Consider the following 24,655-nt stretch of genomic DNA (forward strand, 5'->3'; position numbering starts at 1 on the left):
ATATGATGAAAATGAAATTTTTTATTTTTATATTTCTTCTTATTGGTGCATTTTATTGCTTTGCATATGATAGCTACCCATTTTCGCACACAGGGAAAGCACATTTTTATTTGAACAAAAGCGAATATATGGAGCTTAGTGAAAAGTTTATTACAAACAGTGCGCTGAATAGTTTTTCTCTTCAAAGGAATAATGAAGTGGAAGCTAGATTTTCTAATGGTGAAATAACATTTTTACAAGATGAAGTTCTTGTTAATAAATTAACTAAAATAGAAGCATCTCTTGTTAAACGCTTAAAAAAAGGATTAGCGTTCACCTATAGAGAAATAGAAATTGAAGGAAAGAAATTTCATGTAGGTTTCATCTTATCTGAATCTGAACAAATTAATTTAAACCTATGTGGCGAACTAGAAGATACAGAAATGGGTCAGTGCTTCAAACCTTTAAGTGATGGTTGGTATATTAAATACATGTGGATAACACTATAGAATAAACCAAAGGTTCAGAGTGATTGATTTCAAATCATCAAACACTCTGCCCTTAACTTTATTTAGTTTGGGAGCAATCTAAGCCAAGCAAACGAAAGCCAGCAACTGCTGGTTTTCTTTTATCTGGCGTTTAACTTTTGGGATTGGTGCTTCGCTTCCTTTGGGTTGGTGACAAAGCTGGCAGACGCTACTATACCTATTCAGACTCCAATCGATAAAAAAATGTTTCGCCATCAACAAAAATCAAAGGGGTCAGATCCGATTGAAAAGTTTGATTTGGCCTTTTGATATAACATCTGCTTAACTTATTAGACGAGTATATTGTTTAAGGATGAACAATGGCACGTCTTCCTCGGCTAAATTTAGCTAATATTCCGCAACACGTTATTCAACGGGGCAATAATCGCAGTGCTTGCTTTTTTGCTGAAGCCGATTATCAGTTGTATTTAGATAAACTCTTTAAATACAGTAACCAGTTTAATGTGGCGGTACATGCTTATGTACTAATGACTAATCATGTGCATTTATTACTCACCCCATCAACTAAGGATGGCGTCAGCAAATTAATGCAGTCACTTGGTCGCTATTATGTGCAATACATTAACCGATCGTACCGCCGCACGGGCACGCTTTGGGAAGGGCGTTATAAATCTACACTGGTGGATAATAATCATTACTTTCTTACTGTCAGTCGTTATATTGAAATGAACCCGGTACGGGCGAATATGGTTGAGCATCCTGGGGATTATCAGTGGTCAAGTTTTAAGGTAAATGCACTTGGCGAAACATCAAAGCTGATTACGCCTCATGACTGTTATTTACAATTAGGTCAAGATAAAAAAGAGCAATGCAAAAACTATCTGGCATTATTTAGACGGCATATTGCTACATCAGATATTACTGCCATTAGGGATAGTACGAATAAAGGCTGGGTATTGGGTGGTCAACAATTTCAATCAGAAGTTCAAGCAATGGTAAAGAGGAGAATAACGCCAGCTCAACGGGGTGGTGACCGGCGTTCTCAAAAGTTCAGGGAAAATCAATTGATCTGACCCCATTGAACTATTGAACTATCCATTGAACTCTTTGGTGATGATCCCGAAACCTCGGTATTAAACAAATACTGTCAGGCTCATGAAGTAGATAATCTTTACATCACTGATGGCTCATTTATGCCAACCGGCGGTAGTGTGCCTTATACCTTTACTATTTATGCCAATGCATTTCGCGTTGCGGAACATATCAAACAACGCTGGCAACAGATTTAGTGTAATTTTATCGCTTGTGATTGAATTGTATGAAATTGTGATACTTTTGTGAGGATTGCGAAGTGAGCTAGTGTAATACTCATGATAGAAACAAAATAAAGGTTTTTATTATGAAAATTAACTATTTAATCACTAGTCTATTCTCGCTATTAATCATCTCCTGCGGTGGCGGAGGAGGTGGCGGTTCATCTTCTACACCCACACCACTAACTAATACTACACCAACTACCTTTACAGGCATGTTTTTAGACTCCGCAGTACAGGGACTTAATTATGCTACTGCTTCGGGTAATGGCATGACTAATGCCGAAGGAGAGTTTAGCTACCAAGCTAATGAAACGGTCACTTTTTCTATTGGTGATATTAGTTTTAGCGCAGTGCTAGTAAAAAATGTTATGACACCATTAGATATTGTTGGGACGAGTGATATTAATCACCCAGAAGTGGTTAATATTTTGCGTTTATTACAAACGCTGGACTTTGATGGTGATCCTAATAACGGTATTCAAATTACCGCTGCTGCTCATAGCGCCGCGCAAGGAATGTATATCGATTTTGCTGCACCAGATTTTGACGAACAGGTAATTGATTTAGTCTTTGATAATGGCGGTTTTCACCAAATGCTGATCTCAGCTGAAATGGCGGTTTATCATTTTCAACAAACTTTGGCGGAGTTAAACGATCAAGGCATTTCTAACTGCGATAAAACGCATCCTATGGTGGGCTATTATGGTTATTTTGAAACCTTTGCTCATAACGTCAGCGGCCGCGCGGAAATTATGGATGATTGTACCATTAAAGTGACGGAATTTAGCTATGACGGTGGTGGTCCTGAAGTCTATTTTTACGCGGCAATCGACCATCAGTACAGTGAAGCAGAGGCTTTCCCGATCAGTCAGGCTATTAACGGCATGCCGTTTAATAACGACGAGATGATTTTGCGTTTACCTAATGGGAAAACTTTGGATGATCTCAATGGTATTAGTGTTTGGTGCGTTGATTTTAATGCTAATTTTGGTCAAGTAACCTTCACGCCAGAATAAGGATGCAGACTAAATATTAACAATAGAGGATATTTAGTCGCATATTTAAAAATAAATTAACGCACATGATTGACTTATGAGTAGCTCATAGCTTTATAGTGCCTATAATTAAGATGATTAGGGGCACTTTATGAAAGCAAAACAACTTGCTGATCGCCAGGCACTCAATGTTGATACCGTGCGATACTACACGCGTATCGGGTTACTAACTCCATCTACCGATCCAAATAATGGTTACAAAGCCTATTCGTTAGCTGATGAAAAACGATTACAGTTTATTATTCAGGCAAAGTCATTGGGCTTTTCATTACAAGATATTGAAGCCTTTATTGCTGAATCTAAGTTGGGACACTCAGCTTGTCCAACGGTGCGAGAGATCATGAAACAACGTATCGCGGAAACTCAGGCAAAAATCAAAACCATGCAAACTACTTGCAATAAAATGCAAAATGCATTGGCGACGTGGCAAACCTTGCCTGATTGCAACCCAACTGGAGACCATGTTTGTCACCTTATTGAGGGGCTAATCGAAGAGGAGTCTGATCATGTCTAATTGCTGCAATACTGATAAACCTGGCAAGCCTATAAATACAAATACTGAGCAATCAGCGAAATCAAGTTGCTGTGATAGTGATAAGCAGAGCATTGATTGGTTGATGTGGGGCTCAGCGATATTTGTATTGATCGCGTTTGTTGGGTATTGGTTACAGTCTCCGTCAGAAAGATGGTATTACACGGTAAGTGCTACCACAGTTGAGATGCTAGACGCCATGTGGATAGGTATGGCATTTGGCGTGTTAATAGTTGGATGGCTCAATCGTTTACCTAAAGATGTGGTTATTGCCACCATTGGTAAAGGACATACTGTCTCTGGATTGTTTAGAGCAACAATGGCTGGTCTACTATTCGACCTATGTAACCATGGTATTTTAATGGTTGGGATGAAACTCTATGAGCGAGGAGCCAGTTTAGGGCAAGTAATGGCGTTTATTATCGCTAGCCCTTGGAATTCCTTTACGCTGACTTTTATCTTGATTGGTTTGATAGGCCTTAAGTGGACACTGGTATTTATCGCTTTATCACTGGTGGTAGCGTGGATAAGTGGTTATATTTTTGATCGCCTAGAAAAGTCGGGTAAGTTACCTAAAAACCCCCATGCACATGAACTAGCTGATGATTTTAACTTTAAACAAACCTTAAAGGTACTAACTAAAAATGCTGATTATTCACCGAAAGCGCTAATCAATATGATCATAAACGGCTTTAAAGGTTCACGCATGGTTTTTCGTTGGGTCGCGGTTGGTATTGTATTGGTAGGGCTAATTCGCGCTTTCGTGCCAGAGGATAGTTTTGCTACCTGGTTTGGTGCAACCGCCGGAGGTTTATTGTTAACTCTGCTGGCAGCGACGATTATTGAAGTGTGCTCAGAAGGCTCAACACCAATTGCTGCTGATTTAATCACCCGAGCGTCAGCACCGGGTAATTCGTTCACCTTTTTAATGGCCGGTGCTTCAACTGACTATACGGAAATTATGGTATTAAAAGATACCACTAAAAGCTGGAAAATCGCCTTGTTTTTACCACTGATTACCGTGCCACAGGTATTGCTAATTGGCTGGATACTTAACACCGGCTTTGCTGGTTAATTCACCGATTAACTGAAAGATACGGCCAATTTGGCGCAGATAATAGCTAAATTGGCCAAGCTCAGGCATAATTTCGCTGTTCATTCTTATAAAAATAGTTAATAGGAAAGATTATGATCCATAGTATGACCGCCTTTTCACGTGTTGAAATTAAAGGTGACTGGGGTAATGCTGTTTGGGAAATTCGCAGCGTTAACCAACGATTTTTAGAAACCTACTTTCGTTTACCCGAGCAATTTCGCGGCATTGAACCAGTATTAAGAGAGCGTTTTCGTAAGGCACTAAATCGAGGCAAAGTTGAATGTGCGTTACGTTTTAATGCCAACCCTGCCGCTAAAGGTAAATTGTCGCTTAATAAAGATTTAGCCCAACAATTATTAGAGCATGCCAGCTGGATTAACGAACAAACGTTAAACAGTCAGGTAAATCCTCTAGAAATTATGCGCTGGCCTGGTGTAATGGAAACTGAAGAAACCGATATGGACAGTATTCAAGCAGATATTCTCGCTGGGTTTGATCAAGCATTGACGGATTTTATTAGCGCCAGAGCGAGCGAAGGAGGCAATCTTAAAGCGTTAATCGAGCAGCGCTTAGATGCCATAGTACTTGAAGCTGAAAAAGTAAAAGCGCATATGCCGGAAGTAATCCAGTGGCAGCGTACTCGTATTACCGATAAGTTTGAAGAAGCGAAAATTGAGCTGGAATCAACTCGGGTTGAACAAGAACTGGTAATGCTGGCGCAAAAAATGGATGTTGATGAAGAAATTGATCGGCTATTCAGTCATGTTAAAGAAACCAAAAACATATTGAAAAAAGGTGGAGCCCAAGGCCGCCGTTTAGATTTCATGATGCAGGAATTTAACCGCGAAGCGAACACTTTAGGCTCAAAATCTATCAATAGCGATATCACCAACTCTGCGGTTGAATTAAAAGTATTGATCGAACAAATGCGTGAGCAGATCCAAAATATTGAATAGTTGTATTCTGGAAAACTGACAAGCCTTATAGTGAAAACCTTTTCAGGTGTATTTCGGAACTCATTTATAGTAGTACTTAGTCATTCTGCGCTGGTCAATGAACCTTTAAATATGCCGTTCAATTTCGTCTTTGAACGGCTTATTATTGCTTGTCTAACATCAGGGAAATAATGTCTTTCTCGGTATTAATGGATTCAGCAATTAACCATTGATCGTTTAATACACCTGTTACATCAAGTGATTTGTCACGAATATTAATCGTTTGCTCTAAAGACAATGTTTTGGGCTCGAGCGCTAGCGTTTTGTATGTCAAGCTAACGATGATGTCGTCTCCTGATTTATGCCAATCGCGAATATTTTGTTGGAATTCTTTTACCTTGGTTTCTACCCCGTCTATTTCACAAACTAATGCCGTTTGTTTTGGAAAGCACACATTATCATTGACTAACAGCGGCGTTTTCGCTTTTGTATTGAAGTGGTCAATGAGCGACTCATCGGATAAACGAATTTTATATAGCTTGTCAGTAGAACGCGAAGTAACCAGCACATGCTCACCATCAGAGTAAAAGTCAGATACCACACCTAATGAGTGAGTGTACTGTTTGGTATGGACTGTGCCTTTCTCAAAATTTACTACAATAGGAAAATCGTAATTCGAGAAAGCTAATTTTTCGCTATTTGAATGCCAAACCGGTTGCGAAATGCCAAGCCACTGTTGGTGATTTTCGTAAACCAATGTTAATCGACCACTGTCGATATCATGAACAAAAACTTGCGGATAGCCTTTTCGGTGGGAAATAAATGCCAGTTGTTTTAAGTCTGGCGATAAAATTCCCGCTCTGTCTACGGTATTGGAGTTGGCTAGCTCAATAGTTTCATTTAAGCTGTTTCGACTCAAGAGGCTGATATCAATATCGTGTTTTGCATAACTAAATATGATCTCATCGCCACTAATTGAAAACTGCGGATGTTGTACAAAGTCATAGCTGTTGTAGTTTATCTCGTGCACGTCACCGGTTAGAGCTAAAATTGATAACGCACGACCATCGCTAAGCACTAATTGCTGATTATTTGGGTGCCAGCTTAAAAAATAACGATTAACCTTGAGCGTCGCGATGATGCGAGATTGAAGCGACTTAGCACCAGAGACGTTGCTCAATTCAATGGCGTGAATTTCGGTTTTACCTACACCATTAAACCCAGCTAATGCGATAATGTCTCCCTTTTTATTGATGCTTATTTCGTAAGGTTTATAGCTACTTGAAAAGTGTTTTATTTTTGTCAATTCGCCAGTCAGGAGGTTAACTGAAACAAGATGCGTTGAGCCGATATGTTCTTCTGTAATGTCCGTGTCATCTTTTGCTAGAAAGTACACCTGATGCAATTGCCCCATCTGCAGTGAACTGATGCGAGTAATATGCGCTGGAAAGCTAATGTGATTAATCACTTGAGTGTCTAAATTAATTTGACTCAGTTGTTTGGAGTGCTCTTTATACTGAAATATCAAGCTTTTTGAATCTAATGACCAAGTGAATTCATCCACTGCACCGCTGATCAATTGATCTTCCCGGTTCGTATTATTTAACTCTTTTATCCACAGCATCCTCTCGGCATTACTACTTGTTCTTAAAAAAGCAAGCTGCTTACCGTTAGGGGATACTTTAGCCTTAAATTCAAGCTCGTTGGTTGCTGTGATGGGAACAACACTTTTTACAACATAAGTTGTGCTGCTGGGTTGAAGCCAAAACATGATAAAAATTAATAATATTGTCACCGCTATGCCTAATAACACAGCTAAGTTTTTTTTATTGGTGATCTGTGTATCTGTGGTTTTGATATTGGCATTTAAGGCATAGCCTTGTTTGGGGTAAGTGGTGATTATGTCAGGCTCGCCACACTCTAAAAACGCTTTTCTAAGTAAAGCGATCGCTCGTCTAATGGATCCAGGGCTAAAAATTGACTCTGGCCACACCAAACTAAATAACTGTTCTTGACTGACCACTTGGCCATTATTAACGACGAGTACCAGCAGCAACTGCATCACTTTGGGTTCAATAGATTGCACATCTTTGTTTTTATTGATGGTGTTTCGGCTTGCATCAATACAACATTGATTCAGAAAAAATGGTTTTTCACTTAATTGATTTAACGAGTAAGAAGTCACTCAACACCCTTATTTATCAAGACCTAACATAAAAATCACAAAAACTTACCCTTTTCATCATCGACATTTTATTTAAAAACAGAATAGTGGCCACGTAGTTTAATATATAAAGGAAATAAAATGCGAAATTATATAATTGCTTTGGTTATTTTGCTGACAGCAATCACACAACCAGCAAGAGCTGAACAAGTATCGACTTTAACGATGGCAAAGGACATTACGTTGCAATTGGTAGAGGCAATTAATTCTAAGAGTTATCAACAGCAGCGGGAGTTTGTTGAAAAGTACATAGATGCTGATACGTTAGCTCGGGTTGGCGGAGTAAACAGTTACGCGGATTATCTGGCGGCAGAAAGTCACTTTCATGGTGGATTCCATTTTGACTCAATCGCCTTTGTCGATGAAGATGCTACGCCTCTTAGGGCAGACGCTTATTTAACGTCAGAAAACACTCAATTTGCTTATCGCACTGAACTTACGTTTTCTGAACAGCTGCCAATGCAGATAACTCGTTTAAGATTTAGAGCTGAACCTGAGCAAGTGGCAGCGAAAGATAAACCTACAACTGATAATGCCGTGAATTTATTGCGCCAATATTTACAACATTTATCTGCTAATGAGGCATTTTCTGGCTCAGTCATGGTGACCAAGAACAATAAAGCAATACTTAAATACAGCAGCGGTTTAGCAAGCAAGCGCTTTGACATAAAAAATAACATAGAGACTCGTTTTAACTTAGCGTCAATGAATAAAATGTTTACCGCTGTCACTATTTTGAAGTTGGTAGCAGATGGTCAATTGAGTTTGACTGATCCTATGGTTAAGTATTTGCCATTAAATACTGACGACAAGCAATTAAAAAAAATACAGATTAGGCACTTATTATCTCATACCTCTGGCATAGGCAGCGTAAATTGTGAACAAGGGCAAAATTCAATTGTAGAGTCTTGGCAAGACTGTATGCAAACACTCGCAAAAGTTACCATGAATTTTTCACCGGGGAGCCAATACCGATATAGCAATGATGGTATGCTTGTTTTAGGACTTATCATCGAAAAATTGACTCACCAAACGTATTATCAAGCGATAAATACCCACGTATTTGCTCCCGCTGGTATGCACAATACCGAATGTCTTGACCTGCAATACCCAGTAAAAAATGCAGCGATTGGGTATGACTATCACGGTGTAGCGAAACAATGGCGTAATAATTTATTCATTCATGAAAAAAGAGGTGGCCCCGCGGGAGGTTGTTATTCATCGGCGCCAGATATGATGAAGTTTGTTGAGGCATTGTTGAAACATCAATTATTGGATGATGAGATGTTGTCTCAGGCATTCTCTGCGCAGGTGGCGTTAGGAGCTGAAAATTATGGACTTGGATTCACTGTGCGCTCAGTTAACGGGCAAAAGGTTGTTGGTCACAGTGGTGCTTTTCCGGGAGTGAGTACCCATTTAGACATAAACCTAGACTCTCGGTTTAGTATTGTGATTCTATCGAATCATAGCTTTGCTGCCCGACCGGTATTGGCTAAGTTTCAACAATTATTTTAACTATTAGTTGTCGTAGGGAGTAGCAACGGAGCTAGTCAGTTGATTCTATATCAATATCATCTACATGAGTGTCGAGCATAACGGCGCATGTTATTTTTCGGTCTGATCTTTCCCTGATCAGATGTGAGAACATGTAATAGACAACTTTACTAAGCCACTACGTTACATAATGAGCTGGATACTTACATTATTATCTGCAATCCAGCTCATTGTTATAGTGTCGTTGCCACGCTAATAGGAATAGCGCTTAATTTATTTCATTTTTAACAAATCGTCTTAGTTGGCGTCGTATGGCGTCATTTTCTTTTTGCAGCGCTTCTTTTTGTCGCATTAACTTGATCACTATGGCGATGGCGACCCAGTCGATTTCCAGATCGTGTCGTAAGCGCAACGCTTTTTTGATCCAGTGGATACTGCTGGTATCAAATAACCATTGTTGATCATTAGGCGCCTGTTGCTTATTGAGCGGACTAACTATTTCATATTCGACAATTTCAATAATCAGCTGGCTTTCTATGCCTTCGAGCTGGCAGAGTTCATTAAATGAAATACTCAATAATGCTTCACTCATTATTTGTCCCTCCATTCTTTTCTGGGTTCAAACGCTGCATTTGCTGCTAATTTTTGCCATAACTCTTTAGTTTGTTCGCTGCTTTGCTCTGGTAGCACTATTTTGATAATGGCAAATAAATCGCCGGTAATGGTTTGCGTTTGTAAGCCTTTACCTTTAATGCGCAATTTATCGCCAGATTGGCTGTTGGGGGGAATCGATAAACTGATTTTTCCATCTAATGTTGGTACGGTGATCTTAGCGCCTAAGGCGGCTTCCCACGGTGCCAAGGGGACAGTAATGGTTAGGTTGTGGCCGGAAACATCAAACAGCGGATGTGGCACAATACGAATATGTAAATATAAATCGCCTGCTACACCTCCTTTATATGCGGGTTTACCTTGTCCTTTCAGGCGAATTCTAGCGCCGTCTGACACGCCTTTAGGAACTTTTACTTTGAGATGTTTTTTAATAGGTTGTTGTTGCAGATATTCATCGGCTGGCAAGGTAAATTCAACGGATTTTTCATTTTGTTGTAATGTTTCTTCTAAAAATACGGGTAATTCAACTTCAACGTCCTGACCTCGGGAAGGGCGATGTTGATGTGCTTGTCGCTGAGTAAACCCCTGAGGCCGTTGACCAAAGATAGCATTAAAGAAATCGGAAAAGTCTTCTCCAAATTGTTGAGTGTTTTCAAATTCAGCATCGTGAGACGCTTGCCAGCCGGGTGGTGGTTGAAATCCATAGGGGGATTGCGCGCCATATTGCCTAAGTTCATCAAACTCAGCTCTGGTTTTGGGGTTGTTAAGTACATGATATGCCTCGGCAACTTCTTTAAATTTTGCATCTGCCCCTTCACTGGGATTCATATCAGGATGATATTTATGCGCTAGTTTTCGGTAAGCGGTTTTTATTTCTTTGGCACTGGCATCAGGCTCTAAACCAAGAATTTGATAGTAATCTTTAAATTCCATAATTCATCCTAGCTTCGTTTTTGGGCAGTTTTTTGTGCCTGCATTTGTTCATTAAGCAAGTTTTCTAATTCTGTTTTACTGAGTAAGTTTAGTGATTGTGAGGCTTCCGCTAATGAAACGTTATGTGCTACTGCCCAATGCACTATTTTTGCTGCTTTATCGTAACCGAGTTTAGGTGCTAATAATGTGATGGCAGATAAATTGTTGCGCATATTACTTTCAATCTGCTTGTGATTGAGGGTGAGTCCATCGACGCAGTTATCGGCAAAAGAGTTCATGGCATCACTGAGTAGTTGAATGCTCTCTAGTACATTATGAATAATTACCGGGCGATAGGTGTTTAACTGCAGTTGCCCGCTGGCCGCAGACATAGAAACCGTTAAATCGTTACCAAATACCTGTAAGCACACCATGCTTAACGCTTCACACTGAGTTGGGTTTACCTTGCCCGGCATAATCGAGCTACCAGGTTCATTCGCTGGTAATAGCCATTCATTTAATCCGCAGCGTGGCCCACTGCCGAGTAAACGAACGTCATTTGCTATTTTGAGTAACGTTGCTGCCAATTGCTTAAGTGCACTGCTATAACGTAATAACGCATCTTCCCCCGAAACTGCGGCATACAAGTTTTGATGCTGAACTAAAGGTAGCTGATAGTGTGTCGCCAGACGTTCGATCACTTGCTCGGCGAAACTCTCGGGAGCATTAGCACCTGAACCCACAGCCGTACCGCCAAGCGCCAGTTGATAAACGTTAGCCATACTGTGCTCAATTGCTTGCTTCGCTGTCATGAGTTGTTGTTGATAGGCTAAAAATGTTGTGCTGACGTTAACAGGCAAGGCATCCATTAAATGGGTGCGACCAACGGTAAAAATGCCGTCGAACTCAGCCGCTTTGTTCGATAGTCGCTCAGTTAAAAGGGTGATTGCTGGCAAGAGTTGTTGGTGAGTTTGCTGAGCGACAACAATATGCATGGCACTGGGAAAGATGTCATTGGAAGATTGCGACATATTAACGTGGTCATTCGGATGAATGGCGTTATCTGGAGTATTCTTGTCTTGGGCAAGAAATTGATTCGCTAGTGTTGCTATCACCTCATTGACATTCATATTCGTTTGCGTGCCTGAACCGGTTTGCCATATCCGTAATGGGAACTGCTTGGCATGCTTACCTTGTAGTATCTCATCACAAGCAAATGTAATAGCCTGAGCATGTGGTTTAGCAAGTTTTGTTAACTGGTGATTAATCTGAGCCGCTTCGCGTTTAATCGTCACTAATGCGGCAATAAACGCAGGGTTAAAGCATTGGCTGCCAATATTGAAATTTTTCAGTGACAGCTGTGTTTGCTTACCCCAAAGCACTCCCTCATCTATTGTTCCAGCAGGAAATTTTGTTAAAGCTTGCTGAGTTTGATGGGAGGTAGTCGTTAAATTCTTAGCCATTTCAAGCGCCTTATGAGGTTATGTTCGCACGTGCTTTTCGCGTACCATCAAGTATAGCGGCTGATGGTTTTATTGCTTGCGGCAACGATTAATCCTCGTTATGCTACGCGACTTTTTTATGTGCAGGATGTACGGTATAGCGTGGGTTCATGGACGAATAAGAGCGCACATGCGGCTCGGGGGTAATACCAAGTTGACTAATTATTTAGTCAACTCAGAGCTATGTTAGCAAGTGTGAGAACAAATAAAATTTGCACAGATATAGTCATTCTACATCAAGTAAATTTTCAGCAGTTATCGCGCTGCTAACAAGCTCCAAAAGGGCGAGTTTAAAAGGCTTATATGCAGTGTTGTTGATTTAAACAAGGGAATTTCTTGGCAATCTACGCCTTGTTTCTATGCTTTTTAATTCTCGCTGAGTGAGCAAATTATTAATCAAATTGGTATAACATAATGATAGGTTTTGATTACGGTACATCGAATTGCGCGGTTGGTGTGATGCAAAATGGTGCGCCAGATATTTTATCGCTTGGTCAGCATGGTCGTTTTATTCCTTCAACCTTATATGCGCCGAGCCGGGAAATTATCGTTCACTGGTTAAATCAACAATTACCGAAGACAGAGCAATTAGCGTTTAAAAAGCAGCGAGTCATGCCGTTACAGCAAGCCCAGCGTGCATTGCAAGAGCTGACCTTAGACGGCATCGCGGCTGAACTCTCTTTTGGTCAATCGGCACTGGCCAATTATCTCGATGAACCAGAAGAAGGTTATTACATCAAATCGCCGAAGTCCTTTCTTGGTACTAGTGGTTTATTGCCACTGCAAATTCAGTTATTTGAAGATATTGTCGCGGCAATGATGGTTAATATTAAAATGTTGGCGGAGCAACAATTACAACGGGAAATTACGCAAACTGTGATCGGCAGGCCGATCAATTTTCAGGGGTTGCAAGGTGAAGAAAGTAACCGTCAGGCGTTAACTGTGTTAACTAATGCCGCTAAACGTGTTGGCTTTAAAGACGTTGAATTTCAGTATGAACCAGTGGCTGCTGGTTTTGAGTTTGAAGCGACCTTGACGAAAGAACAAAAAGTGCTGGTGGTAGATATTGGTGGTGGTACTACCGACTGTTCAATGTTGTTAATGGGGCCTGAATATCAGGCCAATACAGCACGTGAAAGTAGCCTGTTGGCGCACAGTGGTATTCGTATTGGTGGTAACGATTTTGATATCCAACTTGCATTGAAAGGTATTATGCCGGAGCTTGGTATTGATAGTGCGTTAAAATCCGGTAAACCTATGCCAGTTAACAGCTTTTATCAGGCGGTTGCGATTAATAATGTCAATGAACAAACGGAATTTTACAGCGAAAAAAATGGCCGTTATTTGCAACAATTGGTACGCGATGCCGAGCAGCCTGAACTCATACAGCGTTTAGTCAAGGTGTATCAAAATAAACTCAGTTATCGTTTAGTTAACGGCGCTGAGCAGGCGAAAATTAAGTTGTCTGAAAACGAAACGCAATCAATTATGCTTGACGATTTAACTGATAATTTAAGCGCGCAGGTGTCGCGTCAGCTGATGATAGAGGCGAATAATAGCCAACTGAATCAAATTGCTAGTTTGATGGAAGAAGCTATTACTCAGGCAGATTGTCAACCGGATGTCATATTTGTCACTGGCGGTACGGCAAAATCGCCAATGATCAGTGAATTTTTACAGCAGCAGTTGCCAGGTGTGCCGTTAGTGGTAGGTGATCATTTTGGCAGTGTTACTGGCGGTCTGACCCGTTGGGCCGAACGCATTTTTAGTTAATCAATTTATTGATCTAAACACTGGTTTCTTAAGAAAAATTAGCCAAACTGCGACATTATGTCACATCTCAATTCATTGTATTAACGGTATTATTTCTGCAATATTTTTTGGAGAAGTAATACCGTGACTAAGAAGTTTTTATCACTATCAATTAGTGCCACCTTATTTCCGTTATTTTCTGCAACCTGTGTTTTGGCAAACGACAGTGGTGAGCCAGAGGCTAATATTGAGCGTCTTACAGTAACCGCTAACCGTCAGGAAAATCTTGATACGGAACTGGCAATGTCGGTACACAGTGTCAGCGAACAAGAAATGGCGCTAGATAATGGCCAGCATCCGGCCGATTCATTAAATAGTCTAGCGGGGGTTTATATTGATCAGTTAGCGGGTGGTCAGGGACATAAAGCAGCCATTCGCATGCCAAATAACACCAGTGGCTACTATCTCTATCTGCAGGATAATATTCCATTACAATCGCCGGCGTTTTTTAATCACAATGCCTTGTGGTGGTCGAGCTTTAATGCGGGTGTGCAACGGATGGAAGTGCTAAAAGGCGCGGGCACTGCACTATACGGCTCGGGTGCGGTGGCGGCTACCATTAATGTATTATCTAAGCCAGTTGCTGATAAAAAGGAAAGCGAATTCAATTTGGTTGCTGGTCAGCATGATTATCGTAAACTGCAATTTAGTCATAGTAATATGCTTGATCAACAATCTGGATTTAGGGTCTCAGCGTCGCTGTTTGATAATCAGGGGTGGCGTGATCATACCGCCGGTACACGAGGTGAATTAAGTCTGCGCCATGAGTATCAGCTAGCATCGGACGAGCAGTTGACTAGTTTATTAGTGATGTCAGACCTTGAGCAGGAAATGGCTGCCGATTTGAGTGAATCGCAATGGCAGAGTGACCGCAATGGCTCTGGGCTCAGTGATGAAGTTCTGGCTGTCGATCCGCTAAGAAAAACCCAATATTTGCGACTCTCCACTCAATGGGAAAAGTTTACCGCAAATGCCTTGTATTCAGTGATCCCTTATCTTCGCTATCGCACTAACGATTACACCGCGACCTGGAACACAAACACGCCTAAAATCGAATCTTCGGTGACTTCATTAGGGCTACTGGCGATGAGTAATTTTACGCTAACCGATAAAGCTGAGACTACCATAGGTTTGGATATTGAACTTTCTGAAGGTGAGCAGCTTTCTTATCAACCGCTCGATGTCACCACCACGGGGTGGGGAGCTGATACCTTTGTTAAAGGTGAGAAGTTTTATGATGACACGACCCGATATACCGGGATCTCGCCTTATCTGCAATATAAATATCAGGCGACTGATGAACTGCAGCTCACCTTAGGTGGTCGGTATGATTATGCTAACTATGATTTTGATAATCACATAACTGTGTTTGGTGACATCGGCCACGGAAAATTGAGTATGGCAGATCGTCAAGACAGCTTTAATCATTTTAGCCCCAAGGCCAGTGTTAATTATTTACTTAGCCCTGATAGCAGTCTCTTTGTCCGATATGCCAATGGTTTTCGTTTGCCAAGTGCTGGAAGCTTATATCATATCACCACGAAAGACAGCGAAGAGGGTATTTCATCGCTCAAACCTGAAGTGTCTGATACCTATGAGCTAGGCTATAAGCTTAATAGTGACTCCATCACCTTTGATGCGGCTGTTTACTATATGGATGTCGATGACGGTATTGTTCATAGTTATAATCAAGATGGCCAGCGTTATCTGGTGAATGCCACCCGGGTGATTCATAAAGGGCTTGAGCTTGCTACTAACTGGCAACTCAATGAACAGCTAAATGCCACTGTCGCGTATACCCGCTCTAAACACAAGTTTGATGATTATCAGGATTATTCTGGTAATGAAATGATGAGTGCGCCTGAAACTATTACTAATATTCGTTTACGTTATCACCCAAGCTGGCTACCTCAATTAACCAGCATGGTTGAAATTCAGTCGGTAGGTCAATACTGGATGGATGATGCTAATACCACTAAAGCAGATGGCTATCGTGTTGTAAATTTTAAAGGTCATTATCAGGTCAATAAACAGCTGTCGATTAACGCTCGGGTGATTAATCTGACGGATAAAGAATATGAATCTTCAGCGCGCATCAGTTACGGTAAAATGCAATTCTCGCCGGCGGCCGCGCGGACAGTTTATTTGGGAGTACATTATCAATGGTAAGAGCCATATTTGTATTATTTTTTTTAATCGCGAGCGTCAAGGCTCATCAACATAAAGCTACTATTGGGCAGCGCACAACTGATTGCCAGCACATTGCGGTTGAGTGTGGTCAAACCGTCACCAGCGCGGTAGCGCCAGACGGCAAAATATGGCGGGTATGGAGCCAACAACAGCAACTTTTTTATCAGGTTTCAAGCAACGATGGTCAGCATTTTGCGCCAGCAATCAAGGTGGATATTGCGCCAGAAGAAATATCGTCGCGCGGTGAAAACCGGGTGAAAATTGCCTTTGATCGTCAGGGCGGTATTTATCTTTCCTGGGCGTCACCACGGGAAAAACGTTTTACCGCCGATATTCGCTTTAGTTACTCTCTAGATAATGGTCAATCATTCGCTGTCGCAACAACTATTAATGATGACGGTTTACTGGCTGGCCATAGTTTTAATGAAATGCAAGTGTCGGATAGCGGTAAGGTCTCGTTAATTTGGTTAGATAGTCGCGATAAGGTGCTGGCAGCAGACAAAAGCGCAGTAAATGGTTCGTCAATTTATTTTGCTGAAGGCTGGCCGAGAAAAAACGATCTGGCATTTAATAACCAAAGGCTAGTTTCGGGGACCTGCCAATGTTGTCGGCTGGCATTTGATACTAATCAGCAAGGTGAGGCAGCGTTATTGTGGCGCCATATTTATCAGCAAAACACCCGTGAATTTGCGTTGTTAACCTTAGATGGTAAGAAAGAACCGGTGAAAGTTTCTGATGACAGATGGCAGATTAATGGCTGTCCGCATCAGGGGGGCGCCTTGAGTATTGACCGTAATAATCGCTATCACATGACCTGGTATAATCAGGGGGAAAAAGGCAAGGGAATTTTCTACGCTTATTCTGATGATCAGGGTAGTCATCTCAGTCAGCCGCTAGCTTTTGGTAACAATGGCAAAAATGCCGCTCATCCGCATATGCTGAGCTGGAAAAATCGCGTTGATATTGTTTGGCTTGAAGCAAACGATAGCGGCTATAGTTTATGGCACAGTTCGTCTAATGATTATGGTAAAACTTTCACTTCTGCCAAGCAGTTACATCAAGTGAAAGGTTCGGCCGACCGGCCCTTTGTTATTGCTGGCAGCAAGTCGCCGCTGGTTTCCTGGCACAGTGCGAATCAGCAGCATTGGATACATGCATTATGAAACGATTAATCATTCGAATGTTGGTATTAACCACATTGTTAGCCTTAGGTGCTGAAGCTGCGACACCTCAAGCACTAAGCGCTAAAGATGTGGCTGCGTTGAAAATGCGTGATGTCGATAAGGAGTGGCTGATGATCTTGTGGTCACTTGAGTGTCCGCCCTGTTTTGATGAATTGGCATCATTGCAGACATTATCTCAGCAGTATCCTAATTTGCCTTTAGTGCTGGTGAATACCGATATTGGTGTTCAATATCATCAAGAGCGTCAAGTGGTGGTAAAAGAGTTTGCTTTGCAGCCGTTTGAACATTATTACATTGCCGATCGCCAGCTTAATGACTTTCGGCAGCAATTAGACGCTAGTTGGCATGGCGAATTACCGCGCAGTTATTTTTTTATTCCGGGGCGTGACGCTATTGGCGTCAGTGGTGTCTTAAAGCCTGAATTATTACAGCGCTGGGCGCAGCAGCAGAGTCAACTTAGCAAAACTGACTAGCGATTAAAAAGAAAAAACCAGTCGTAGTGACTGGTTTTTTATTTTGCGGTGTTTATTATTCGTCAGCGGTTGAAATGGTCATTTCGGCGATTTTATGTGCTTCAATGTCAGTTTCAGTAAAACGTAATGGACGTAGTTGTGGCTGAGACGAATAAAGCTCTGACTGGTCGGTATTATGCTCGTCGCCATAAGTGCGAGATTGCGAATAGCTTAATAAACCGCGGGCAACCGGACCATCGTCGGTAAAGTTAACGACACTCATCCAACTACTACCATAACCGATATGATAGCCACCCGCTTCAGTGCTTAATATTGAACTGCTGTCTTGCGCTGGATAAACATGGCGCGGTAATAAGGTGCCATCATTACCGGCACGCGCAGTAAAGACGTTAAAGCCGCCTTCAATATTATGTGCGCCTGCCCACGGGATTTTTACCCCGGATGGAGCACCGTTTGGCATACTGCGCTCAACAAATTGTACATCTGCTAATACGGCATCGAGTGCAATACCCGCATTCTCCACTTTAGTGATAGCGGTAGCAAATTGCGCCAACGTGGTGTTATTGTTGAGTAGGCCGTTTGGCGTATTAATTGGATCTTCCGCATTAAAAGGCGTTGCCCATTGCGGATCGAGTGCAAACTGAAAGGCAAACTCTCTGAATAAATGTCCAGCGGCGCTGTTGTTATTCATGGTGCCGTCCCATTTTGCTAGAGCACTGCAGCCGGCGCTGATATCTTTGCCATTCACTGGGGTTGAGCCCTGAGCACTACAATAGCTCAGTAGGTCATTTAGTACTGCTTCACCAAGATAATTACGGTTACCTAATAAGGCATTTTCTACTTCCATTGGTGAGAATAAACCATCACTGCCTGCAGCGTCACTTAACAAGGTATGTGCCATGCGAGAGCGTAAACTTTGCTGATTACTGACCTGACCATAAAGTGGAGAAACCCCCGTAATTGGCATCGCAGCATTGGTAAGCCAGAAGCTGTCATTAGAGTTTTGTACATAATCAGTGCCTTGATACTTAGGGGCTTGTTCATAAGGTACCGCACCTTCATAGACAAATGCAGAGAGGTGACCCGGTAAGATAGTAAAGCCTGCCAGTTGTTTAGCGCCGATAAGTAGTGGGTTTGTGGTTAACTGCTCAATTGCGGTAGCCGTTAAATTAGGCACGGTAGAGTCATCGATATAAAAGACATCGCCATTTTTATCTGCCGACATGGTATTGTTAAAAATTACGCCGTCATAATTTTTAAAAGCTTGCTTAAACTCTTCAATATCACCGGCCAGGTTCATTGCTAACCAATGGTCGATAATATCGAAGTTTGCAGCATTGGCATCTTTTATTGCGTAAGCTGATGCCGTATCCCATTCAAAGTTGCCTGGTACCACTATCATAGGTCCTTGCACTGTGTGATAACTTTTTTTCGCTAACGTGATGGTCTGTCCTGGTGCTACGGCAACTTCTATTGCTAACTCTCGCATATTTATGGGACGAGGCGCGCCGTCAATCACTTGAGTTAAGTGATCGCTACGTGTGCTATCTAAGGCTAATTGGTAGACGACAAAATGTTCGGCGCTGGAGAAAGTATGAGTCCAGGCGACATTTTCATTAAAGCCGATATTAATTACGCCTGGCATACCAGATAATGAGCCACCCATAACATTCATATACCCTGGGATGGTGCTGTGAAATTGCCAGAACCTTAAATTACCAGTATGTGGAAAATGCGGATTGGCCAGCACCATGCCTTTACCGTTCTCGGTTTTATCTTTACCTAAGCCCCAGCCGTTAGAACCTAAGTCATTAGGATTTTTCTCTGGCATTTTCACTTTTGGGCTAAATTTCATTGCCTGAGCTGGTGCAACACTTGTCTTCATATATGGAACATAACTTTCGCCAGGAGGCGCGGCTAAAAACATTGGCCCTAGAAAGTTAGCGGCACCCGGTAACAGCGCGACACCGAGCGAGTAGGTTAAAACATCGACATCGGAGATCGCTTGTACCCAAGGTTGTCCGGCGCAAGAAGCGTCGATCTCTGCTCCGGTATCGGCTAAATAACGGTTATAACCTTGGGCATAGCCTGAAAGTAATGCCTGACTATTGGCAGACATGCCACGAATGTTGGTTTCGGCTTGTTGTCTGATGTCTAATGCCAGGTAGCCAAAATCGCTGATCAAATGCTCAGAATCACCAGAGCCTGGTACCATATCTGGACCAAAATATTTGGCTCGCTGTGAGTTAAACTTTAAAATCTGATCGGCCAGTACGCAAATATTATCTTTAGCAAATGCATATCCGACACCATAGGCCAGGCTTTGTAAATTATCGGCAGTAACATGGGGTACGCCATAGTCGGTCCAGCGAATATTCGCGTTTAATACGCCATCACTATCAAATGCTGGAACAGGATCTGGTGTTACTGGTGTCGTAGGTGTATTTGGCTCAGGTGCTTGATAGCTCTCAGTAGTACTGTAACTGTAATCGTCACCACAAGCAGCTAATAAACAGGTTAATGTCAGTAAGGTTAATGGTTTTTTTATAGGGGGGATTATCGTTTTCAAAATCAGCTCTCCGATGCTATCTATTATTGTTTATTTTTTATCTGATCGTACCAGTTTTAGCACAAGCGCATTATTTGTACAACTGTTAGAATTGTGGAGAGTTTTGTAGACTGAACAGGAGGACGAGTTATTATTTCACGTTAATGCTAATGGTTTGATTGCGGCAGAGCTCGGCGGATAATGAGCGCTGTGCCGACTGCAGTTGGATCATTTTCGGGCGCAGTGAAATTTGATAACTGCCTACATTTATTGGATAGGCATCTTGAAGGTTAAGGTTGATAGAAACGCTTTCTTGCGCCTCGATAACAATATAGTCTTCTGCTGATGGTGTCATTCTCTTCACCATCGGACCTTGATAAGCTAATTCATGACCTTGGCTATCCTCTATTTTAAATAGATCGGTCATAAAGCCTTCTAGTGGGGTGTACCAAGTTAATAGTTTAACTGGTTGGGCTGATATATTGGTCAGAATATAGCTAAGTGTTACACCGTTAGTGGATTGCTGCCTATCTTCAGCAGATATTTCACACTGTAAAATGCTATGAGAAGTGGTGGACATGGCAAAAAAAGTGATAAAGAACAGTATGCAAATCAAGCTAGTAAACCAGTAGGCTTTAAAGCGCTCAAACATCCTTTATCACTCCATAATAAGGTTAGCTATTAGTTAGTGTAGCTAACCAAGTGATTTTGCACTAATTTAAATTTGGTGTATTTTCAGCAAAATATTCGTGACTGTCTGCATTGTTTAATGCTTGGTCAGGGTCAGAAATGGCTAAACTTTTTGCACCGCTTTGACCATAAACTACGTCATCTGTACCTGCTACTGCGTCGAAATGACTCAATTCATGAATAATAGTACCAGCACGTGAATCAGTACCTAACTCATTCGCATCCCAGAATGCACGACATAAATACACTTTATACGGCTGATTTGGATAAACATAGGCAAAGTAAGATTTTTTACAACTACAATCAAATGCTACTGGTTGGTTATCGATAGCGTCGTTAATTGCTTCAAAGTTAGCTTTTGCTTTGTTGTAACGGCTAGAGTTAGCAGTGCCAAACCAAGTAGTATAACGAGCGCTGGTATTTGATGCAGAATGGCTGTTTAAATAGCTAACTGCGTTATTTGCAATACCGTCAGCTGCAGCTAATGCGCTGATGATTTCTGTTTGTTGGCTATTTGAACAACGACCAGTAAAACAAGTACCGTCGATACAGTCACCGCCCCCTGAACCACCACCTGGCTTGCCTTTATTGGCAGTGCCTTTAGTTAGCACACCGTCAAGATATACAGATTGAGTGTTTGATGTTAACCCTGCAATAGCATGTTTTTCAGCTTTTTTCTGTTGACCATAATTGCTGTAAAGGTGCAAAGATTTAACATCATAAGTGACGTCATATTGGCCTGCTTCACTCATATCGTAGCTAGACGTTAACTCAAAGGTTTTAGTTAATGACTCGCCAGATTTTAATTTGATGTAATCATTTGCCGTTGGCGCCGGACGTTTATAATGTGGTCCCATAAATTGCACTTCAACGCCGTCACGGGTAACGTGGAAAATATGCTCTTCAGCTAAATCTGTGTACCAGCTTAATACTTTTTGCTGGCCTTGATGATTATTGGTAATGGTTAAAGTAGCGTTAACATCGCCATTTGCTAGTGCTTCAACGTCAAGATTAACGTCTAACGCAGGTTTTGCTGCATTTGCTGTAAATGTTACTGCAGCAAAGATAGTAAGCAGAAATTTTGCGGTAAATTTCATAGGGGTATCCTTCTGTATCGTGAACTCTATTGTTGTTAGTTTTTATATTATTGATTGTTTGATCAGTGGTTAGCTGACGCCCCAGCTTCAATGATCTCGCAATCAACGGCTAGTAGGAACGCGACAATTTTTCGTTCAAATACGACAGGTGATGGGAGAATGTATAGATTTTAATAATTCGTTTGTGAGTTGCTAACTGCTTGATTAATGGTAAGGCTAATATTTGCTAACAATTTCACTTGCATATTAACCTTTTATTCTCAGGTTGCCGGTAGTAATCATGGCGTAATTATTATTAAATCTATGGCTTATCTCATCTGATTTCAGTTAACCATAAATGAAAAAAGTGTGGTGATGGCGTTGAAATGCCAAATTGATTGTTAGGCTTTACCAAGGAGTGATAGTGAAAATAGCAGTGTTAGGTGGTGGCGTTGGCGGTTTAAGTGTCGCGATTTTATTAAAGCAGCAAGGCTTTGAGGTTGAGTTGTATGAGCGACATAATCAGTTAGCTGAAATTGGTGCCGGAATCGTTTGTTGGCCAAATGCGTCATTTGTTCTTGAGCAGTTAGGGGTGTTAGAGCTGGTCGCTGAAGTCTCCGGAAAAATTACCCATATGAGTCGTTTTACCCGTGATGGTGAGCCGTTAGGTTCTTTAGAGATTCGAGAACTTAATCAATTAATGCACTATGACAGTTATGCCATTTTGAGAAAAGATTTAATGGCGATACTCACCAAAAGGGCATTGGCGTTAGGCATTGCTATTCATTATTCGCATCAAGTGATTGAAATTACTGGTTCCGGCGTCAATAGCCAAATTAATTTTAGTAACGGAAAAGTCATTGCCCCTGAACTGATTATCGGTGCTGAAGGTAGGATGAATTCGATTGCGCGAGCTTATGTCAATGGAGATAACGCGCCAATTTATCAAGGCTTTATCAATTGGATTGGTATTTTTGAAAGTTCGTCAGAAGTATTTACTGAACTGGCCGTGGCTGATCATTGGGGAGTTGGTGAGCGATTCGGTATTGTGCCGGTTTCTAAATCTAAAGCGTATTGGGCTGGCGGCATTGCCACTAAGCAAATAGAGCCGTTACATCCTGCACGCTACAAACAAGAACTTAACGAAGTTTTCGCGTCCTGGCATGGCATAATTCCTGATATTATTGAGCAAACGCCATTAACCAAGATCCATAAAATTTATGTTCATGACCATAACCCAATCAAGGTTTGGCATAAAAATAATGTAGTATTACTGGGCGACAGTGCGCATGCGCCTTTGCCAACTTCTGGTCAGGGGGCATGTCAGGCGTTGGAAAGTGCCTGGCATTTGGTTAACTGTTTAGTTCAGCATAGTAGTAATCTTCCAGATGCCTGTCGACACTACACTGAATTAAGAGCAGAGAAAACCTCAAGTATTATTAGCGTCGGGCGGCAACTGGCACAGACGATTTTTAATCAAGACCATGAATTTTGTCAACAAAGAAACTTAGCCAGTAAGCATACCGATTATCACAGTGCACTTATCGGAATGGCTAATGCGTGGAGTAGTGGTTTACCTTTGGCTGTTTGACATATAGGACAAAATTGAGCAATTTTGGTCAAGTGTCACGCAAGAGTCAGGGGTATTATCTCAGCGCTGAGGAGAAACGATTAGATGACAAGATATCAAACCAGATTTATTGAGGTAGTGCGTTTTATCGAAGCTAATCTGGATGAAGATCTTGATGTTGAACAGTTATGCCAACTTGCTAACTTGTCGAAATATCACTTTCATCGCCAATGTTCGCTATTTTTTGGCATGTCGGTAATGTCATTGGCGAGATTATTACGGCTCAAACGTGCGGCATATCAGCTAGCGTATCGTGATAGCAACATTATCGATATTGCGATAACGGCTGGCTATGACAGTCATGAAGCGTTTTCCCGGGCGTTTAAGCGATGCTTTAAGCTATCACCGTCAGATTTTAGGTTATCACCTGACTGGGCATTATGGCAGACAAAGTATCAGACGATAGTTGAGCTGAGGACAAAAATTATGAATACCCAAGTAGCAGTTAGCATTGTAGATTTTCCTGAAACCCTAATCGCAGTTATGGAGCACAGAGCTGCACCACATTTGCTCGGAGCGAGCATCCAGAAGTTTATCCAATGGCGAAAAGCCCATGGCCTTTCACCAAGCAAGAGTAAAACATTTAATCTCGTTTATGATGATCCTAGCATCACAGCGGATAAGGATTACCGTTTTGATTTAGCCTGTGCTGTTAAGCGCCCGCTAGCTGACAATTATGATGGGATTGTTAATAAGGTTATTCCGGCTGGTAAATGCGCTAAAGTTCGGCATGTTGGCAGCGATGATACGTTAGCGACGTCGGTGAATTTTCTCTATCAAAATTGGCTGCAGGATAATGAATATGAGCTGCGTGACTTTCCGCTGTTTTTTCATCGAGTAAGTTTCTTCCCTGAGGTCTCGGAGCAGGAAATGGTGACTGACATTTACTTGCCCGTTCAGTAATTAC

At 41.6% G+C, this 24,655-nt stretch carries 21 protein-coding genes; 14 read left to right on the top strand and 7 right to left on the bottom strand.

From position 1 onward, the window contains the following. Window positions 1–2 precede the first annotated feature (2 nt). From QQK06_RS10555 to QQK06_RS10585, 7 genes are all read left to right on the top strand, one after another. Entirely contained in the window at window positions 3–488 is a 486-nt protein-coding gene (locus QQK06_RS10555; RefSeq protein WP_284244625.1) for a hypothetical protein, read from the top strand. A 338-nt stretch (window positions 489–826) separates the two neighbouring features. After that, on the top strand, window positions 827–1,540 hold the full coding sequence (locus QQK06_RS10560) for a transposase (protein WP_284244626.1): 714 nt from the start codon (window positions 827–829) through the stop codon (window positions 1,538–1,540). Between the two features lie 24 nt (window positions 1,541–1,564). Then, on the top strand, window positions 1,565–1,756 hold the full coding sequence (locus tag QQK06_RS10565; protein WP_284246609.1) for a GMC oxidoreductase: 192 nt from the start codon (window positions 1,565–1,567) through the stop codon (window positions 1,754–1,756). A 110-nt stretch (window positions 1,757–1,866) separates the two neighbouring features. Next, window positions 1,867–2,799, top strand: coding sequence for a DM13 domain-containing protein (locus tag QQK06_RS10570; protein WP_284244627.1), 933 nt, complete (start codon window positions 1,867–1,869; stop codon window positions 2,797–2,799). Window positions 2,800–2,929: 130 nt separating this feature from the next. After that, a complete protein-coding gene (locus QQK06_RS10575) occupies window positions 2,930–3,352 on the top strand; it encodes a MerR family DNA-binding protein (protein WP_284244628.1) in 423 nt (140 codons plus the stop codon). After that, the gene (locus QQK06_RS10580) at window positions 3,345–4,445 is read left to right on the top strand and encodes a permease (protein WP_284244629.1); all 1,101 of its coding nucleotides are present in this window, start codon (window positions 3,345–3,347) and stop codon (window positions 4,443–4,445) included. The genes QQK06_RS10575 and QQK06_RS10580 overlap by 8 nt, the downstream gene beginning before the upstream one ends. Window positions 4,446–4,558: 113 nt before the next feature. Further along, window positions 4,559–5,422 (top strand): YicC/YloC family endoribonuclease, encoded by an 864-nt coding sequence (locus tag QQK06_RS10585; RefSeq protein WP_284244630.1) that lies wholly within the window; start codon window positions 4,559–4,561, stop codon window positions 5,420–5,422. Between the two features lie 142 nt (window positions 5,423–5,564). Here the strand turns inward: QQK06_RS10585 and QQK06_RS10590 are convergent, their stop codons facing one another. Further along, entirely contained in the window at window positions 5,565–7,586 is a 2,022-nt protein-coding gene (locus tag QQK06_RS10590) for a winged helix-turn-helix domain-containing protein (RefSeq protein WP_284244631.1), read from the bottom strand. Between the two features lie 120 nt (window positions 7,587–7,706). Here QQK06_RS10590 and QQK06_RS10595 point away from each other — a divergent pair, with 120 nt between their 5' ends. Continuing rightward, entirely contained in the window at window positions 7,707–9,140 is a 1,434-nt protein-coding gene (locus tag QQK06_RS10595) for a serine hydrolase domain-containing protein (protein WP_284244632.1), read from the top strand. Between the two features lie 247 nt (window positions 9,141–9,387). Here the strand turns inward: QQK06_RS10595 and QQK06_RS10600 are convergent, their stop codons facing one another. The 3 genes from QQK06_RS10600 to QQK06_RS10610 are packed head-to-tail and all read right to left on the bottom strand — an operon-like array spanning window position 9,388 to window position 12,106. Then, window positions 9,388–9,711 carry a chaperone modulator CbpM gene (locus QQK06_RS10600; protein WP_284244633.1) on the bottom strand — a complete coding sequence of 108 codons (324 nt, stop codon included), beginning with the start codon at window positions 9,709–9,711 and terminating at the stop codon, window positions 9,388–9,390. Next, entirely contained in the window at window positions 9,711–10,664 is a 954-nt protein-coding gene (locus QQK06_RS10605) for a DnaJ C-terminal domain-containing protein (RefSeq protein ID WP_284244634.1), read from the bottom strand. The genes QQK06_RS10600 and QQK06_RS10605 overlap by 1 nt, the downstream gene beginning before the upstream one ends. An 8-nt stretch (window positions 10,665–10,672) precedes the next feature. Further along, window positions 10,673–12,106 carry a class II fumarate hydratase gene (locus tag QQK06_RS10610; protein WP_284244635.1) on the bottom strand — a complete coding sequence of 478 codons (1,434 nt, stop codon included), beginning with the start codon at window positions 12,104–12,106 and terminating at the stop codon, window positions 10,673–10,675. A gap of 450 nt (window positions 12,107–12,556) precedes the next feature. Here QQK06_RS10610 and yegD point away from each other — a divergent pair, with 450 nt between their 5' ends. The 4 genes from yegD (at window position 12,557) to QQK06_RS10630 (ending at window position 17,804) form a co-directional block, all read left to right on the top strand. Continuing rightward, window positions 12,557–13,918, top strand: a complete 1,362-nt coding sequence (gene yegD / locus QQK06_RS10615; RefSeq protein WP_284246610.1) for a molecular chaperone — start codon at window positions 12,557–12,559, stop codon at window positions 13,916–13,918. A 123-nt stretch (window positions 13,919–14,041) separates the two neighbouring features. Next, window positions 14,042–16,126, top strand: a complete 2,085-nt coding sequence (locus QQK06_RS10620) for a TonB-dependent receptor (RefSeq protein ID WP_284244636.1) — start codon at window positions 14,042–14,044, stop codon at window positions 16,124–16,126. Continuing rightward, window positions 16,120–17,310: an exo-alpha-sialidase gene (locus QQK06_RS10625; protein WP_284244637.1), complete on the top strand. Its 1,191-nt coding sequence runs from the start codon at window positions 16,120–16,122 to the stop codon at window positions 17,308–17,310. Before QQK06_RS10620 ends, QQK06_RS10625 begins: the two co-directional genes overlap by 7 nt. Next, window positions 17,307–17,804: a thioredoxin domain-containing protein gene (locus QQK06_RS10630; RefSeq protein WP_284244638.1), complete on the top strand. Its 498-nt coding sequence runs from the start codon at window positions 17,307–17,309 to the stop codon at window positions 17,802–17,804. The genes QQK06_RS10625 and QQK06_RS10630 overlap by 4 nt, the downstream gene beginning before the upstream one ends. A 55-nt stretch (window positions 17,805–17,859) precedes the next feature. Here the strand turns inward: QQK06_RS10630 and QQK06_RS10635 are convergent, their stop codons facing one another. The 3 genes from QQK06_RS10635 to QQK06_RS10645 form a co-directional block, all read right to left on the bottom strand. After that, on the bottom strand, window positions 17,860–20,373 hold the full coding sequence (locus QQK06_RS10635; protein WP_284244639.1) for an acylase: 2,514 nt from the start codon (window positions 20,371–20,373) through the stop codon (window positions 17,860–17,862). A gap of 130 nt (window positions 20,374–20,503) precedes the next feature. Then, window positions 20,504–21,004: a hypothetical protein gene (locus QQK06_RS10640; protein WP_284244640.1), complete on the bottom strand. Its 501-nt coding sequence runs from the start codon at window positions 21,002–21,004 to the stop codon at window positions 20,504–20,506. Between the two features lie 61 nt (window positions 21,005–21,065). Beyond that, window positions 21,066–22,139 carry a M35 family metalloendopeptidase gene (locus QQK06_RS10645; protein WP_284244641.1) on the bottom strand — a complete coding sequence of 358 codons (1,074 nt, stop codon included), beginning with the start codon at window positions 22,137–22,139 and terminating at the stop codon, window positions 21,066–21,068. A gap of 403 nt (window positions 22,140–22,542) precedes the next feature. On the opposite strand from QQK06_RS10645, the gene QQK06_RS10650 reads away from it, so the two are divergent. Together QQK06_RS10650 and QQK06_RS10655 are read left to right on the top strand one after the other, a co-directional pair. Then, window positions 22,543–23,709 carry an FAD-dependent monooxygenase gene (locus tag QQK06_RS10650; RefSeq protein ID WP_284244642.1) on the top strand — a complete coding sequence of 389 codons (1,167 nt, stop codon included), beginning with the start codon at window positions 22,543–22,545 and terminating at the stop codon, window positions 23,707–23,709. 84 nt (window positions 23,710–23,793) lie between these two features. Beyond that, window positions 23,794–24,651: an AraC family transcriptional regulator gene (locus tag QQK06_RS10655; protein WP_284244643.1), complete on the top strand. Its 858-nt coding sequence runs from the start codon at window positions 23,794–23,796 to the stop codon at window positions 24,649–24,651. Window positions 24,652–24,655 lie beyond the last annotated feature (4 nt).

Source organism: Thalassotalea insulae (genome assembly GCF_030161395.1).
Taxonomy (GTDB): domain Bacteria; phylum Pseudomonadota; class Gammaproteobacteria; order Enterobacterales; family Alteromonadaceae; genus Thalassotalea_E; species Thalassotalea_E insulae.